At 67.5% G+C, this 14,474-nt stretch carries 17 protein-coding genes and 1 pseudogene; 7 read left to right on the top strand and 11 right to left on the bottom strand.

The window, feature by feature from the left end; genetic code table 11:
- Positions 1–179 precede the first annotated feature (179 nt).
- Positions 180–695, top strand: coding sequence for a serine O-acetyltransferase (gene cysE, locus ACSBP4_RS01155; RefSeq protein WP_435551124.1), 516 nt, complete (start codon positions 180–182; stop codon positions 693–695).
- 288 nt (positions 696–983) lie between these two features.
- Here the strand turns inward: cysE and ACSBP4_RS01150 are convergent, their stop codons facing one another.
- The 5 genes from ACSBP4_RS01150 to larB all read right to left on the bottom strand — a co-directional run bounded on the left by ACSBP4_RS01150 (position 984) and on the right by larB (position 4,834).
- The gene (locus ACSBP4_RS01150) at positions 984–2,378 is read right to left on the bottom strand and encodes a phosphoglucomutase/phosphomannomutase family protein (protein WP_435551123.1); all 1,395 of its coding nucleotides are present in this window, start codon (positions 2,376–2,378) and stop codon (positions 984–986) included.
- Positions 2,379–2,440: 62 nt separating this feature from the next.
- A complete protein-coding gene (locus ACSBP4_RS01145; protein WP_435551122.1) occupies positions 2,441–3,394 on the bottom strand; it encodes a hypothetical protein in 954 nt (317 codons plus the stop codon).
- 88 nt (positions 3,395–3,482) lie between these two features.
- Positions 3,483–3,731, bottom strand: coding sequence for a GIY-YIG nuclease family protein (locus tag ACSBP4_RS01140; RefSeq protein ID WP_006183066.1), 249 nt, complete (start codon positions 3,729–3,731; stop codon positions 3,483–3,485).
- A gap of 77 nt (positions 3,732–3,808) precedes the next feature.
- A complete protein-coding gene (locus ACSBP4_RS01135; RefSeq protein WP_006183067.1) occupies positions 3,809–3,958 on the bottom strand; it encodes a DUF7563 family protein in 150 nt (49 codons plus the stop codon).
- A 117-nt stretch (positions 3,959–4,075) separates the two neighbouring features.
- Positions 4,076–4,834 carry a nickel pincer cofactor biosynthesis protein LarB gene (larB, locus tag ACSBP4_RS01130; protein ID WP_006648438.1) on the bottom strand — a complete coding sequence of 253 codons (759 nt, stop codon included), beginning with the start codon at positions 4,832–4,834 and terminating at the stop codon, positions 4,076–4,078.
- A gap of 298 nt (positions 4,835–5,132) precedes the next feature.
- On the opposite strand from larB, the gene ACSBP4_RS01125 reads away from it, so the two are divergent.
- Both ACSBP4_RS01125 and ACSBP4_RS01120 read left to right on the top strand, forming a co-directional pair.
- On the top strand, positions 5,133–5,300 hold the full coding sequence (locus tag ACSBP4_RS01125; RefSeq protein ID WP_004267503.1) for a DUF1931 family protein: 168 nt from the start codon (positions 5,133–5,135) through the stop codon (positions 5,298–5,300).
- A 117-nt stretch (positions 5,301–5,417) separates the two neighbouring features.
- Positions 5,418–5,873 (top strand): hypothetical protein, encoded by a 456-nt coding sequence (locus tag ACSBP4_RS01120; protein WP_435551121.1) that lies wholly within the window; start codon positions 5,418–5,420, stop codon positions 5,871–5,873.
- Positions 5,874–5,895: 22 nt separating this feature from the next.
- Here the strand turns inward: ACSBP4_RS01120 and rpiA are convergent, their stop codons facing one another.
- From rpiA to ACSBP4_RS01105, 3 genes are read right to left on the bottom strand one after another with little or no spacing between them, the layout of a single operon-like run.
- Positions 5,896–6,603: a ribose-5-phosphate isomerase RpiA gene (gene rpiA / locus ACSBP4_RS01115; protein ID WP_435551120.1), complete on the bottom strand. Its 708-nt coding sequence runs from the start codon at positions 6,601–6,603 to the stop codon at positions 5,896–5,898.
- Between the two features lie 53 nt (positions 6,604–6,656).
- A complete protein-coding gene (locus ACSBP4_RS01110) occupies positions 6,657–7,511 on the bottom strand; it encodes an ABC transporter permease (protein ID WP_006648441.1) in 855 nt (284 codons plus the stop codon).
- Complete coding sequence (locus ACSBP4_RS01105; protein WP_435551119.1) at positions 7,508–8,449, bottom strand: ATP-binding cassette domain-containing protein; 942 nt, start codon at positions 8,447–8,449, stop codon at positions 7,508–7,510. Before ACSBP4_RS01105 ends, ACSBP4_RS01110 begins: the two co-directional genes overlap by 4 nt.
- Before the next feature lie 318 nt (positions 8,450–8,767).
- Between ACSBP4_RS01105 and ACSBP4_RS01100 the strand changes: the two are divergent.
- The 3 genes and pseudogenes from ACSBP4_RS01100 to ACSBP4_RS01090 all read left to right on the top strand — a co-directional run bounded on the left by ACSBP4_RS01100 (position 8,768) and on the right by ACSBP4_RS01090 (position 11,235).
- A pseudogene (locus ACSBP4_RS01100) lies at positions 8,768–9,078 on the top strand (hypothetical protein).
- A 109-nt stretch (positions 9,079–9,187) separates the two neighbouring features.
- On the top strand, positions 9,188–9,946 hold the full coding sequence (locus ACSBP4_RS01095; RefSeq protein ID WP_049965272.1) for an ABC transporter ATP-binding protein: 759 nt from the start codon (positions 9,188–9,190) through the stop codon (positions 9,944–9,946).
- A complete protein-coding gene (locus ACSBP4_RS01090; protein WP_435551118.1) occupies positions 9,943–11,235 on the top strand; it encodes an ABC transporter permease in 1,293 nt (430 codons plus the stop codon). The genes ACSBP4_RS01095 and ACSBP4_RS01090 overlap by 4 nt, the downstream gene beginning before the upstream one ends.
- On the opposite strand, the gene ACSBP4_RS01085 is transcribed toward ACSBP4_RS01090, so the two are convergent.
- The 3 genes from ACSBP4_RS01085 to ACSBP4_RS01075 all read right to left on the bottom strand — a co-directional run bounded on the left by ACSBP4_RS01085 (position 11,236) and on the right by ACSBP4_RS01075 (position 13,292).
- Positions 11,236–11,793 (bottom strand): DUF5518 domain-containing protein, encoded by a 558-nt coding sequence (locus tag ACSBP4_RS01085; RefSeq protein ID WP_435551117.1) that lies wholly within the window; start codon positions 11,791–11,793, stop codon positions 11,236–11,238. It lies immediately after the preceding gene.
- 89 nt (positions 11,794–11,882) lie between these two features.
- Positions 11,883–12,095: a hypothetical protein gene (locus tag ACSBP4_RS01080; protein ID WP_049965269.1), complete on the bottom strand. Its 213-nt coding sequence runs from the start codon at positions 12,093–12,095 to the stop codon at positions 11,883–11,885.
- An 84-nt stretch (positions 12,096–12,179) separates the two neighbouring features.
- Positions 12,180–13,292 carry an AI-2E family transporter gene (locus tag ACSBP4_RS01075; protein ID WP_435551116.1) on the bottom strand — a complete coding sequence of 371 codons (1,113 nt, stop codon included), beginning with the start codon at positions 13,290–13,292 and terminating at the stop codon, positions 12,180–12,182.
- Positions 13,293–13,390: 98 nt separating this feature from the next.
- Here ACSBP4_RS01075 and ACSBP4_RS01070 point away from each other — a divergent pair, with 98 nt between their 5' ends.
- Entirely contained in the window at positions 13,391–14,473 is a 1,083-nt protein-coding gene (locus ACSBP4_RS01070) for a thiamine ABC transporter substrate-binding protein (protein WP_435551115.1), read from the top strand.
- Position 14,474 lies beyond the last annotated feature (1 nt).

The following is a 14,474-nucleotide window of genomic DNA, read 5'->3' as shown; positions in this document are numbered from 1 at the left end:
TCGGCACCCCGAAACGAACCCTTTTACACTCACCCCGCTGCTACTGCCGGACATGGTATCCATCGGCCACACCGCGCGTCCCGCTCGGAACCGACCCCGTCGCGCCGTGGGCCGGTGTTGTCGCTTGCCGTCCCCGCACCGCACGCGTCGCCGCGAGACCGCCGCCGCGACGGAGACCGATGTTCGAGCGCGTGCGTGAGGACGTCCGGGCGATGGCCGAGCGCGACCCCGCCGCGAAGGGGCGACTCGAGGTCCTGTTGTGTTACTCGGGGCTACACGCGGTCTGGGGGTATCGGCTCGCCCACCGTTGCTGGAACCGCGGCGGCGGGTTCCGGTTGCTCGCACGACTGATCTCGCATCTGGTGCGCTGGCTGACCGGCGTCGAGATCCATCCGGCCGCCGAACTCGGCCGCCGGGTGACGATCGACCACGGGATGGGCGTCGTCATTGGCGAGACGGCCGAAATCGGCGACGACGTTCACATGTATCACGGCGTCACGCTCGGCGGCGACACGAACGAACCGGTCAAGCGCCACCCGACCGTCGAGGACGGCGCGCAACTGGGCGCGAACGCGACGCTGTTGGGCGACATCACGATCGGCGCGGACGCGGCCGTCGGCGCCGGCTCGGTCGTCACGAGCGACGTGCCGGCAGGTGCGACCGTCGTCGGCGTTCCCGCAGAGCGGGTCGACTGAGGGCTCGAGGAAACGGATCGCCTCATCCAGCACGCCCGACCGACGCCTCAAACAGACACGTGAAAGGCGTCTCACTGCAAGCCAATTGTCGTCTGCGGTGGCGCGTACTGTCGATCGACCGAGCGCTAGCGAGGGCGATCGATGACACTGCGCGAGGGATGAGCGAGTGACTGGAAGGAACGAGCGAATCGGCTGGGGAGGGCGTGGCCGCTCCCTGTTGCCACGATAGCAGAACGCGCTGAACCCCGGAACTGCTGCCTACGCAAACCGTTCAACAGATGCGGTTACTCACACCAGCGGTTCGACCAGTTCCCGACCGGCCTCGAGCAACTCCCTCACCCGCGCCTCGTCTTCGGCCTCGGCGTAGACCCGCAGCACGGGCTCGGTGCCGCTGGGACGCACCAGCAGCCACGAGCCGTCGGCCAGCAGCAGCTTGAACCCGTCGGCGGTGTTGATGTCCTCGACGGCGGTCCCCGCGACGGTCTCGGGGATCACGTCCTCGAGGTCGGCGAGTACCCGCGACTTCTCGTCGTCGGGACAGTCGACGCTGATCTTGTCCTGAACGACGGTCCCGTGGGCCTCGAGCAGGCGATCGACCCGGTCGTCGATCGGCTCCGCGGCGTGCATCACGGCTGCGAGCAGCGCCATGAGGACGCCGTCCTTCTCGCGGACGTGGCCCCGGACGGTGAACCCGCCCGACTCCTCGCCGCCGACGAGGGCGTCGTGTTCGCCGATCGCCTGCGCGACCCACTTGAAGCCGACCGGGACCTCGTGGACTGTCTCGCCGTGGGACTGGGCGACCCGGTCGATCAGGTAGGTCGTGGAGACGGTCCGGACCGCCGGCCCCGAGTCGGTCTCGAGCAGGTAGTCGTAGAGCGCGGCGAAAAAGAGGTTCTCGTCGAGGTAGCCCCGCTCGGGCGTGACGACGGCGAGGCGGTCGGCGTCGCCGTCGTTGGCGATCCCCAGCTCCGGCGCGGTGTCGTCGGCGGTGACGAGGTCGATCAGCGTCTCGAGGTTCTCGGCGGCCGGTTCCGGCGCGCCGCCGCCGAACTCGGGGTCGGGCTCGCAGCGCAGGCATTCGAGGGACGCGCCGGCCCGCTCGAGCAGGGCGTCGGTGGTCCCGCGGCCGCTGCCGTGCATGGCGTCGTAGGCGACGGTGCGGTCGGCGAGGTCGACGTCGCCGGCCATCGATTCGACCAGCTCGAGGGCGGCGTCGGCGTGTGGCCCTGCGAAGTCGACCTCGGTGACGGCCCCGTGGTCGGCCTCGGGGAGCGGATCTGGCTCGGCGAGCCGGTCGGCGATGGCGTCGGTAACGTCGGGGAGGGCCGGCGCGCCGTCGCCGGGGATGAACTTGACGCCGTTGTACTCCGGCGGGTTGTGCGAGGCGGTGATCACCAGCCCGCCGGCGAGGTCACGGTCGGCGATGGCGTAGGCGACGAGCGGCGTCGGTCGGTCCCGATCGGCGAGCAGGACGTCGAACCCGTTGGCACACAGCACCCGTGCCAGTTCCTCGGCGAACCCCCGCGAACCCTCGCGGGCGTCGTACCCCACCGCGACCGGTCCCTCGAGGCCCTCGTCGGTGAGATACGTCGCGACCGCTTGCCCCACCATCCGAACGCGGGGCGACGTGAACTCCTCGAGCGTCGCCCGCCAGCCGTCGGTACCGAAGCTGATCGACTCCATGCACCGGTGGTCGAGGGCCGGCGCGAAAAAAGCGACGGGACGACGGGGCCGGTCGGAAGCGATCAGGCGTCGACGTCCGCGAGTCGCTGCTCGAAGAGTCGCTCGCCGGTGTCCTCGCAGGTGACCGCGATCACTTCGTGGGAGCTACAGCAGGACTCGACGACCTCCTCGCCCATCCGGACGTCGCCGCCGGAGGGACAGGTCTCGAGGAACATCCGGAGGCCGTTGAGGACCTCGCCTTTCGTCTCGGGCGCGTAGGCGTCCCAGTCGTCGGTCCACGACGCGAGCGCGCGGCTGGCGGCAACGTCGGCGAGCAGGGCGGCGTGGGAAGGCCAGCGGCCGGCCGCGCCCGTCTCCGAGAGCAGTCGGTACGCCTCCCCGTGTTCGCCGAGTTCGAACCGCTCGGGGTCGGCGTCGAACCCGAAGGCGTCGACGGCCGCCTCGACGTCGACCCCCGACTCAGCGAGCGGGTCGATCTCGCCGAACCAGACGGCTTCGAACTCGTCGGTGAGACAGAGATCGTCGCGATCCTCGCAGGGCTCGAGGACGTCGTTCTCGAGGAAGAACGTCTCGAGATCGGCGACAGGATCGGCGTCGGCTCCGGCAGCGGCGGTCCCGTCGCCGTCGGCGGCTGACGTCGTGTCGTCGGTCGCGACGGCCGCGTCCTCGTCGAACGTGACCGCGTCGTCCGCCGTCGAATCGCGGTCGGTTTCGGTCGTCGGGCCGCCGCCGAGGCCGCTCGCGACCGTGGGCTCGGGATCCTTGCCGAACCAGCGCAGTACTGCAGGCGGGAGGTACCGCTTGGTCAGCGTCGGCGTCCCGGGGACGAGATACCCACGGAGGTAGATCAGCGCGATCGAAACGCCGACGGCGACCAGTCCGCCGAGACGGGATTTGCGGGCGACGATCGAACCAAGTATCGCCGCGATAACCAGGTTCAGGACTGTACAGGGCTCACACCGGTTGTCGCCGGTGTACTCCGGTTGTCTGAGTTCGTCGACGACGTCGATTTGCATCTCGAGAGAACTGTCATTCCCGATGGATATCTATTTTTCGGCGTGTGTCAGAGGGAAATGACCGGCGAGACATTCGTCGTGACCGGCGTTACTCGAGGCCCACAAGCCGTTCCTTCTCAGTTCGTGAGAGTTGTTTGATCTCGTACTCGCGGGACATCGCCGCCGATTTCGAGTCGAAGCGCTCGTGGTAGCGGAGTTCGACCGGCGTCCGACCGCGGGTGTACTTCGCGCCCTCGCCCGCATCGTGTTCGGCGACGCGTCGCTCGAGGTCGGTCGTGTAGCCGGTATAGAGGGAGCCATCGGCACACTCGAGGACGTAGACGACGTGATCGGCCATCGGTCGTGAGCAGGGAGACCAGCCTAAAAAGCGTCTCGTCCGTGGGGGCGCGTGGTAGTCGTGATCGATCGTGATGGTCAGGTGCCGCGAGCGCGCTCTTTCGCGGCTTCAGCGATGCCGGCGTTGGCCGAACAACTGACACACGCGTGGATCTCGCCGCGTTCGTCGGCGAAGACGCGTGCGAACCGTTCGGAAACGTGCGCGCCGCAGTGGTCACACTTGGGCATTGGTCACACCGGCCGGAGCCGGTATCAGGGTATACCGGGTGTACGGTTAAATAGCCTTCTCCAAACACTGTTTGGCTTTTGGGTTGTGGAAACTATTTTTGCCGAACGGGGTAGGGCTCAGTCGCGGCCGGCGGCGATCGAACGGGCGATGAGGGTCGCCTGTGCCCCGGCGACGAAGCCCGCATCGACGTTGACGACCGAAAGGACGGTACAGGACTGGAGCATCCCGGCAAGCGCCGCCTCGCCGTCGCCACCGTAGCCGTAGCCGCTCGCGACGGGGACACCGATGACCGGCGTATCGACGAGGCCGGCGACGACGGTCGGCAACGCGCCCTCTCGGCCGGCGACGACGATCAACACGTCGGCCCCGCGGAGCCGGTCGAGTTGGTCGAGGGTTCGGGACAGCGCGGCGACGCCGATGTCGTCGACGCGATCGACCGTCACGCCCGCGTCCAGCAGGACTGTTTCGGCCTCGTCGGCAACCGCTTCGTCGACCGTCCCGCCGGTGGCGATCCCCACCGTCGCATCGAGCGACGGCGGCTCGTAGTCGGGAGCCAGCACTCGCGCCGTCGCGCTCCGGCGCTCGAGCGTCGCGTCGGGGGCGGTCGCTGCGAAGTGATCCCTGAGCGCGTCGAACTGCGGCTCCGACAGACGCGTCAGCAGCGCTCGGCCCGTCGTCTCGAGGGCGGTTTCGGCGAGCGCGACGACCTGTTCGGCCGACTTCCCCTCCGCGAAGATCGCTTCCGGGATCCCGCGGCGCTGTCGACGGGCCGCGTCGAACCGGCCCGCCTCGCCGACCACGTACCCCCTGAGTTCGGCTTCGGCCTCGGCCGGCGACAGGTCGCCGTCGGCCACGGCCTCGAGGAGTTCGCGCATACCGCCGTTCCGGGGTCGACGTACTCGAATGCGTCGGCTGGCGGTCGGTCCGGGACGAGTCACGGCGCGGACGCCGTCGAGGATCTTGTGATCTCGTAACGTACGTGCGAGCCCCGGAGGACCGCGCGCGAGGCAACTCAGCCGATTCGCGACCCCCGTTCGGCGGGGTCGCCACTCATATGCCATATACTTTCCGGTGAAATCGGTGGTCGAAACGGGCGAATCAACCGCTGCAACCCCCGTATTTCCGCTGCTAACCAAAATTCTTATATGGAGTTATGCGAAACCGATACACCGTATGGCAGATCTTATCGTCAAAGCCGCCGTAAAGGAAGCGCTCGATGACAAAAACGTTGCCTCCGACTTCTACGACGCACTCGACGAGGAAGTCGACGAGCTTCTCGAGGACGCCGCCCGACGCGCGGAAGCCAACGACCGGAAAACGGTCCAGCCCCGCGACCTGTAAGGGACGCCACCCCAATTTTTTCGGACGCTACGGTCGATAGCGATAGCTGTCGCCGGCCGACACCCGGGCGACGTTGCCGGCTCGAGTTTTTTGCCCGATGCCGTGATACGGACGGATATGTTGCGCAGACTGCTGATCGGCTTCGGCCTCCTCGAGATCGTGAAACCGGAACCGGTGATCGCCGCCTGCGAACGGATCGGCCTCCGAAACCCCGGCGAGCCCCAACCGCGGCCGCTCGCGCTCGCCGGCGCTCGGCTCGAGGGGCTGGTCTTCGTCTGGCTGCTCGTCCGCGGCCGGCAAGGATCGACGCTGGTTTCCGGGCTGCTCGGGCTCGCCGGGCTGACGCTCGTCCTCGTCCCGCGGCCGGTCATCGACCTCAGTCAGCACCTGGTCTATGCCAACACCGACGACCTCGAGTTGCGGCCGTGGGTCGAGCCCGCGGCGCGGCTGCTCGGCGTCCTCTATCTGACCGTGACGCTGCTCTCGCGGAGTACGAACGAGGAGTCGGCGACCGAGCAACGGGAATCCGAGATCGCGGAGTCGTCGGGTCGGCTCCCGCTCCCGGCGCGGTAAGGGGCTCCAGCCCGAAACCGTTTCAGTACCGGCGGACCTCGACGCCGTCGTCGGTGCCGACGTAGGTCGCGTCGGCCATACCGACGAACAGCCCGTGTTCGACCACACCCGGAATCGCCGAGAGCCGCGCCGCCAGTTCGTCGGGATCGTCGATCGCGCCGAACGCACAGTCGAGGACGAGATTGCCGTTGTCGGTCACGACCGGGCCGTCCTTCTCGCCGGCATCTCGGAGCGTCGGCTCGCCGCCGAGGTCCCGAATCCGGTCCGCGACGACGGTATGGGCGTCCGGAAGGACGGCGACCGGGACCGACCGCTCGAGGCGAGTGGTCAGCTTCGAGGGGTCGGCGACGACGACGAACCGGTCGGCCGCCGCGTCCACGAGTTTCTCGCGTGCGTGTGCCGCGCCGCCACCCTTGATCAACGCGCCGTGTGCGGCCGCGTCCGGGTCGTCGACGACCCGATCCGCCCCGTCGATCGCCAGATCGAGGCCGTCGACCGCGTCGAGGTCCGTGAGTTCGATGCCGACCTCGAGAGCCAACTGGCGGGACTGGAAGGAAGTCGGGATCCCCCGGATCTCGAGGCCGTCGTCGACGGCCCGGCCGAGCGCGCGGATCACGTGGGCGGTCGTCGAGCCGGTGCCGAGGCCGACGACGAACCCGTCGGCGACGTCCTCGGCCGCGCGTTCGCCGGCCCGTCGTTTCGCCGCGTCGGAGCCACCTGCCGTCTTCATACCTCCTCACGGGAGCGGCGAGGGCAAAAACGTTGTAATTCGCGGTCGGCCGCTCAGAGATCCGCTCGTCCGAACCCCCAGAGACCCAGTGCCAGCGGCAGGAGCGCCCAGACGGCGAGGATCACGAAACCGAACCACGGCTCGGCCACCAGCGGCACGCTCTCGATCAGTCCCTGTGACTCGTAGGCACCCGCCGAGGTGAACTGCGATTCGCGGAGGACGAACCCGATCGCGGAGCCGTAGGCGGCATCCGGCGTGATGGAGTTGAAGACGAGGTACCAGCCGGGGAACGTCTCGGGAAGGAACGTTCCCTCGATGGCGTAGAGCAGGACCTGTGAGAGTATTCCCCAGAGGGCTTTGAATAGGACCACGAGTGCGATCGCGCCGACGGCAGCCTTGGTCGTCGACCGGGTCATCGCGGAGATGCCGACGCCGAGACAGACGTAGACGAACCCGAAAGCGACCGTCACCAGCGTAAAGGCGAGATAGTCGACGGGCGAGACCTCGCCGACGAAGGCGACGAGCCCGATCAGGCCGACGGCGAAGCCGATCAGGATCGACACTGCGACGACGCCCGTTCGACCGAGGACCTTCCCGAGGACGACGTCCCGACGGCGGTGGGGCAGTCCGAGCAGGAACTTCAGGCTCCCGGTCTCGCGTTCGCCCGCGATCGCACCGTAGCCGACGATCAGTGCGATCACGGGGACGAGAAAGCCCGCCGGCGTCTGCAACGCGAAGATTAGTCCGATCGTCGACTCGCCGCCACCCTCCGAAAACAACCCGGAAGCCCACGAGGCCAGCGCGGCTCCGCCGACGGTAAACAGGGCAAAGAGCGCGGTCAGTCCCAGCAGCAGGCGCGACCGGACTGCGTCACGAAAGTCCTTCTTCGCGACGGTGATCGCGCTCATCGAACCACCTCCCGGCCGCCGTCGGCCCCCGTAGTGTAGGCGACGAACAGGTCCTCCAGCGAGGACTCGTCGGTCTCGAAGTCCTCGACAGTGACGCCGTACTCCTCGATCGCGTGGAGGACCTCGGTCTTGGCGCGGTCCTCGCAGGCGACGACGAGGGACCGTCCCTCCGGGGTCACCGAGGAGACGCCGTCGATCGCCTCGACCGCTGCGAGGGCAGCATCCGAGTCGTCGGGGATCCGATCGAGGGTCACGCGGAGTCTGGTCTGGTCGGGCATCGAGTCGCGCAGTCCCTCGACGGTGTCCTCGGTGATCAGGTCGCCGTCCCGGAGGATGCCGACGCGGTCACAGACCGCCTCGACCTGCCCGAGGACGTGACTCGAGAAGAAGACGGTCGCGCCGCGTTCGTTTTCCTCGCGGATGATCTCGCGCATTCGGCGAGCCCCGTTGGGGTCGAGGCCGGTGGAGGGCTCGTCTAAGATCAGGAGGTCGGGCTCGCCGACCAGGGCCGTCGCGAAGGTGAGCCGCTGGGCCATCCCCTTCGAGTAGCCGCCGGCCTTCTTCGCGGCCGCGTCGGGCGAGAGACCGACCCGCTCGATGAGTTCGTCGGGGTCGTCGTCGGCCCCCTTGGACTCGATCGCGAACTCGACGTGCTGGCGGCCGGTCAGGCGCTCGTAGAGTTCGGCGCCCTCGGGAAGGATACCGGTTCGCTGGCGGATCTCGAGGGAGTCCGCCTGCGCATCGAGGTCGAACACCCGAACCTCGCCGGTAGTCGGCCGAATGAAGTCCAATAGGAGGTTGATCGTTGTCGACTTACCGGCCCCGTTGGGACCGAGAAAGCCGTATATTTCGCCGCGCTCGACGGACAGCGAGAGTCCGTCGAGTGCCGTTTCGGTACCGTACCGTTTCGTCACGTTGGATATATCGATGGAGGGCACTGTTTAACTATACTACTATTTTGGGTGACAAATAACTTTCTGCATGCCGGAACGATAGTCGCCACTGAAACTCACTGCGAACCTGATCGTACGACAGCGTTGCAATCAGTGTGTCAATCGTTTCAGCGGCTACGATATCCGTCCCGGCAGCGAGGACGTATTGTCAATTTCGGAATCGGATCGGAAGAGCTATAGTACCTGTTGGGACACAATCACTTGTATGCGAGACCCTGCTCTCCACCCCGCCGATTACGCCGGTCCCGATCGGCAACATGGTCCCGCTCGACGACCGACCCGCCGCTCGAGCCGGGTGGTATAATGTTGCAACTCGCCCTCCTTCCGCTCCAGTCCGGCGGTGAAGAACTCCCCGTCGACTCGACGACGATGCTCGCCGCGATGGTGATCGGCTTCGTCATCGCCGTCGCGATCACGGTCGGCGTCGCCTACTGGGTGTACAAGGACCCGCGAAACGCGAGAACAACGAACTCGCGTGGGCCGTCGGCGTCGGCGCGTTGCTGTTCGTCGTCTTCCCGATCGGTATCCTCGCCGTCATCGCGTACGTCCTCCTCCGAGGCGACGAGACGGCGACGGAGCCGATGGGCGGCGACGCGACGAGCGGGGAGTGGTAGCGCCACCGGATCGTCGCCGACTCCGAGACCCGACGTCCGTGCAGTCGGCCGCCGTTGCGGACACATCGTTACGCCGAACTTTTTTTGAGCCGTCCGTCGATCAACGCTCATGGCAACGGCGGAGACGGCCGTCTCCCTCTCGGACGTCCGCAAGACCTATCGGATCGGCGAGCCCGTCCACGCGCTCGACGGCGTCTCGCTCGAGGTACCGGAAGGGTCCTATACGGCGATCATGGGCCCCAGCGGCTCGGGCAAGTCGACGCTGATGAACCTCGTGGGCTGTCTGGACACCCCGACGGAGGGCGAGGTCGTCGTCGGCGGTCGAGCGGTCGACACGCTGGACGACCGCGAGCGGACCCGCCTCCGGGGCACCGAGGTCGGCTTCGTCTTCCAGACGTTCAACCTCATGCCCCGACTGAACGCCGTCGAGAACGTCGCCCTCCCGCAGCTGTTTCAGGGGATCGACCGAACGGAACGGCGCGAGCGAGCGCGTGACCTGCTCGAGCGGGTCGGGCTCGCCGACCGCGGGGATCACCTGCCCAACGAACTGTCGGGCGGCCAGCGCCAACGGGTCGCACTGGCCCGGGCGCTGGTCAACGACCCGGCGATCGTGCTGGCCGACGAGCCCTCCGGCAACCTCGATACCGACACCGAGGCCGAGATCCTGGATCTCTTCGACGAGTTCCACGACGCCGGGACGACGATGATCGTCGTTACCCACGAGCGCCACGTCGCCGAGCGGGCCGACCGGATCGTCCACCTGCTCGACGGGCGGATCGAACGGATCGAGGAACTCGAGGGCGACGGCACACCGGAGCCGGCCTCCCGAACAGGTTCGTCGGAGCCGACGGAGGCCGATTCCGAGTGAACCCGCTCGAGAGCCTGCGGCTGGCGTGGCGCTCGATCCGGGGCCATAAGCTCCGGTCGGCGCTGACGACGCTGGGGATCGTGATCGGGATCGCGGCGGTGATCGCGTTCGTCACACTGGGTGCGAGCCTACAGGCCGGTATCATCGGCGACATCAGTCCCGACGATCAGCGCAACGTCTACGGCTGGGCCGCCGATCCCGACACCGAGGGCGGGCCGCTCGCGGGTGCCCAACCGGTGTTTACGGACGACGACCTCGCGGCGGTCGGGGACTTAGACGAGGTCGAGGCGGCCTACGGCTACGCGACGATTCAGACGCAAGCGATCTCGAACGGCGAGGAGACGGTCGCCCAGGGGAACGGACTGATCGCCTCGGGACCGTCGTACATCCGCGAAGAGCGGTTGGCCGAGGGCAGACAGTTCCGGCAGGGCGAACGCGAGGCGGTCCTCAACCCGGCGGCGGCCAACCAGTTCGAGGAGAACGTCACCGTCGGCGACGAACTGACCGTGACGATCCTCGGCGGCGAACGACGGACCGTCGAAGTGGTCGGGATCACCGACACCAGCGAGGGACAGAGCCCCTTCGAGGGGTTCGAGTCCTCGCCGCGGGTGTACGTCCCGACCGATCCCTACTACACGGAACAAGCGTCGGGACTCGGAGCCGGCGGGGGCGATGACGGGGCGGACAACGAAAGCGCCGGTGAGAGCGGCGAGGCCCGCTTCCTCGCGATCATCGTCGAAGCCCCCTCCGACGACGAGGCCGACATCGACGCCGCCCGCGAGAGCGCGACCGACTACCTCGAGAGCGATCGGTCCGACGCCAGCGAGTTCCTCGGCGACGACCTCGCGGTCACGTTCCGGACGAGTACGGAGCTGCTCCAGCAGCTCCAGGACGTGCTGGATCTGTTACGGAACTTCATCGTCGGCATCGCGGCCATCTCCCTGCTGGTCGGCTCGATCGGCATCGCCAACATCATGCTGGTCAGCGTCACCGAGCGAACCCGCGAGATCGGCATCATGAAAGCCGTCGGCGCGCAGAACCGCGACGTCTTGGGCCTGTTCCTGACCGAGGCGGTCATCCTCGGGGTGATCGGCGCGATTCTGGGAACCGGACTCGGCCTGATCGGTGGCTACGTCGGGGCCGAATACGTCGATCTACCGCTCGTCTATCCCCTCGAGTACGTCGCGCTCGCGATCGGCGTGGGGATACTCGTCGGGGTCCTCGCGGGGCTGTACCCCGCGTGGCGGGCCGCGCGGACGGACCCGATCGACGCACTGCGCTACGAGTGATCAGAACCGGTCGTGGTTCCGTTCGCGATCGTCGTCCCGTTCGTCGTCGATTCGATCGGCACCGAACTCCCTCGAGTCCGCGGTTCCCGAGTCGCGGTCGTACTCGCGGTCCCGCGTCGGCGCGCCCTCGGTGGGGGGAGCCCCACCCGACTCCGTTTCGTAGCCGATGGTGGCCCGCGTCCGGTGGTGTTGGTCGGGATACTCGCGGGCGAGATACGCGCCCAGATAGCCGCCGAGCAAGGACGGCCCGACCGTGTAGGCAAGCGCGAAGAACCCGGCGACGACGATCACGACCGAGACCACCGCGAACCCCTCGAGCGGAACCCCGCCGGCGAGGCCGATTCCGAGGAGCCCGAACAGGAGCAGTCCCAGCCCCGCGATCGGCAGGAACGCGATCGCACCGGCCAGCGCACCGACGATCGCGCCCTCGCGGCCGTCCGGTCCCTCGAGGAACCCGGCGACGAGGCCGCCGAGGACGGTCGAGAACGGGATGAACGAGAGGACGACACCGACGACGGCACCGATGACGGCGTTGAGAAGCGTCCGAGTGGTGACCATACCGAACGGATGACGGGGATCCTAAAAATTGTGGGGAGAAAGCGATCGGCACGGTGACGATATCGATTAGCGGGGAACCGAAGGCAGCGTTACAGCGCTCGGCGAATGGGTCCGGCGAGGTCGAACCAGAACGAGAGGACGCCACAGCCCAGCATCCCGACGATCGCACCGAGATACAGCTCGAGCCCGAGCGTCTCGAGCATCCACTCGGGATCGAGGAAGCCGGACGCGATGACGAGCGCACAGACGGTTGCGATCCCTACGATCAAGAGGGCGACGGGAAGCGGGGGCTGACGTTTCATGCGAACGTGTTTGTTACCCAACTGGATTAACGTGTCGTTCACCCCGCTCCGACGGCGACCGGCCGCGCCAGCGATATCCCGGCCTCAGTCGTCGGCCGTCCGCGGACTCGACTCCTCGAAGGTCGTCTCGGTGTCCTCGGAATCGGACTCGAGGTCGGCTTCGATGATCTCGCTGAACGTGGCGTCGGTGTTGACCTCGTCGGCCAGCAGGTCGACGGCCTCGACGAAGACGGCGACCAGTAGCGGGCCGACGACGACGCCGATCGGGCCGAGAGTAAAGAGCCCACCGGTGAAGCCGACGAAGTAGAGGCTGCCGGGGAGGCCGGCGGAGCGACGCGCCAGCCGCGGCCGGACGGCGACATCGGGGAGCCAGCCGACGAGGACGAGGCCGAGAACGCCGATCAGGGCTGCCGCGACGAGGTCGCCGGCGATGGCCTGGTAGATCGCGATCGGCGCGATCAGCATGCTCGGCCCGATGATCGGGACGAACTGTAACACGGCGGCGACGATCGCGAGCGTCAGCGCGCCCTCGTATCCCAGCGCCCAGAACAGCGGGTAGGCGACGGCGAACGTCGCGAGCGAGGTCGCCACCTGCAGGACGTAGATCGCGTACAGCGTCTCTCGAGCGCGCGTGGCGAGCGCGTAGACGACGTCGCGATAGTCGTAGGGGATCGGCGCGACGGCGGCCCGGCCCGCCTCGTCGCCTTTGAGCAGGACGCCGAAAATGAGGACGAGAAACAGCGCGAACTTGATCGCGAGGACCGGGAGGGAAAGCGCGAAGTCGGTCGCGACGCCGCTCAGGGAATCGACCGCCATCGATTGAACCTCACCGGCCTCGATGGTCTGGGTCGCCCCGAAGGCCGTGATCGACAGCTCACGCGGCAGGGCCTCGACCGCCTCGAGGACGCCCTCGATGCGGAAGTACAGCGTCACGACGATCGGCGCGAAGACGGCGGTTGCGCTCGCGAAGCCGATCACGGTCGCCGCGAGCGCGGCCGTCCACTCCGAGAGCCCGCGCCTGACGAGCCACCCCTGGACCGGCATGAGGACGTAGGCAACCGTCAGTGCGAAGAGGATCGTTCCCAGTACCTCGAGCAGGATCCCGCCGGTCACGACCCCGAGCGCGACGACGATCCCCGCGAGGACGTAGCGGCGCTTTCGTCTCGAGCGATCGTCCCCGCGAGCGGTCCCAGTCACAGCCGAGACTCTCACTCGAGCGGTAAAGTCTTTGTCCGATTGACGGGACCGATCGGCCGATCACGCCGTTTAAGACCACTCAGTGTAACCACCGAGTAATGGATCGACGGACGTTCATCGGGACGGTCGGTGCGGGGACGGTCACCGGCGTCGCCGGCTGTCTGACTCGCGACGGCGGCGGGAACGGCGACGGCGACGACGGAACGCTGCGGATCGCGACCTACGATTCGATGGTCAACACGGAGAACTCGGCCGGGCCGTGGCTCAAAGAGGCGTTCGAGGCCGAACACGACGCCGAAATCGAGTGGACGGTTCCCGACCAAGGGCTCACACAGTACGTGCGGAGCGCGCGGGAGAACGCGGACATCGACGCCGACGCCTACGTCGGGGTCAACGTCGACGACCTCGTCCGGATCGACGACGAACTCGGCGACGGCGAACTCCTGCAGGAACTCGAGGTCGATCGGCTCGACAACGCCGATCGGATCCGCGACGAACTCGAGATGGGCGACCCCCACGGTCGCGTGCTGCCCTACGACACGGGCTACATCTGTCTCGTCTACGACGAGACGCTCGTCGACGAACCCGAGACGTTCGCGGACCTGACCGAGCCGGCCTACGAGGACGCGTTGCTGGCTCAGAACGCCCAGAACTCGGATCCGGGACGGGCGTTCCTGCTGTGGACGATCGACGCCCACGGCGAGGGCGGCTACCTCGACTACTGGGGCGACCTCGAGGACAACGGCGTTCGCGTCCTCGACGGCTGGACGGAGTCCTACAGCGGCGCGTACATGGAGGGCGAGCGGGCGATGGTCGTCTCCTACTCGACCGATCAGGTGTACGCGAACGAGTTCGATTACGAGATGAGCCGCCATCAGGTCGCGTTCCCGAACGGGCAGGGCTACGCCAACCCCGAAGGAATGGGCATCCTCGAGGGAGCGACGGACGTCGACGTCGCCTACGACTTCTTCGATTTCGTCCTCTCGAGCGAGCCCCAGGCCGAAATCGCCCAGCGAAACGTCCAGTTCCCGGCCGTCGCGGACGATCACGTCGACCTCGATTCGACGTTCGACGAGTACGCCCACGAGCCGTCCGAAACGGTCGCATTCGACTACGAGGCGCTTCGGGGCAGCCTCGGCGGCTGGGTCGACGACTGGGCCCGCGAGTACGTCAGCCAGTAAG

The organism is Natrinema sp. CGMCC1.2065 (assembly GCF_051225675.1).
GTDB lineage: Archaea > Halobacteriota > Halobacteria > Halobacteriales > Natrialbaceae > Natrinema > Natrinema thermotolerans.
Note: the sequence above shows the minus strand (reverse complement) of the source record. Positions and strands in the feature narration are given on the sequence as shown.